Source organism: Mangrovihabitans endophyticus (assembly GCF_014646155.1).
In the GTDB taxonomy this organism is placed as follows: domain Bacteria; phylum Actinomycetota; class Actinomycetes; order Mycobacteriales; family Micromonosporaceae; genus Actinoplanes; species Actinoplanes endophyticus.
Genome location: NZ_BMMX01000137.1, coordinates 1 through 756, shown reverse-complemented (window position 1 = coordinate 756; position 756 = coordinate 1). Strand labels below are relative to the sequence as shown.

Here is a 756-nt window from a genome sequence, read left to right as displayed (position 1 = left end):
AAAGCGATGAGCATGTTAAGGCGGTTGGTGTCAAACCCGTTCGCTAATCGTTTGGGCGCTCCGAAACTGCACTCGCTCACCAACGCCTGAATCTCTAAAATCAACGCCCTTGAGCCTTCTAAAGTGATGGTAATCGCACTCCCCTCCATAGGCTCTTCTTGAGAAAAAAACAGGCTTGAAGCTTCTTTAGCGCTCACCAAACCCTGCTCTTTCATCTCAAACAAACCGATTTCACTCGTAGGGCCAAAGCGGTTTTTAAAACTCCTTAAAATCCTTAATTCCCTACTGGGATCGCCTTCAAAATACAGCACGCTATCTACCATATGCTCTAACACTCTAGGCCCTGCGATGCTCCCTTCTTTAGTGATATGACCGATGATAAAAACAGCAATATTTCTTGTTTTGGCTAAACGCATGAGCTCAAAAGTGATCTCTCGCACTTGCGAAATAGAGCCGGGCGCTGAAGAAATCTCTGGCGAATAAAGCGTTTGAATGGAATCAATCACGCAAGCAAAATAATTTTCGCTTTCAATATTAGCCTTAATCACAGGCCAATTGATTTCATTGAGCAGATACAATTCTTTTTCTATGCAATCCAATCTAGTGGCGCGCATTTTAATCTGGCTCAAGCTCTCTTCCCCGCTCACATACAAAACCTTTTGCTGGTTTTTGGCTAAGCCAGAAGCCACTTTCAAAAGCAGAGTGGATTTCCCCACCCCAGGACTCCCCCCCACTAAATACAACCCTCCTTTAGCA

Annotated in this window: 1 protein-coding gene; it reads right to left on the bottom strand. The window is 44.7% G+C overall.

The window, feature by feature from the left end:
- Positions 1-716 (bottom strand): DNA repair protein RadA (gene radA, locus IEY73_RS34610; protein ID WP_229716429.1); only part of this gene is annotated, 716 nt, incomplete at its 3' end.
- Positions 717-756 lie beyond the last annotated feature (40 nt).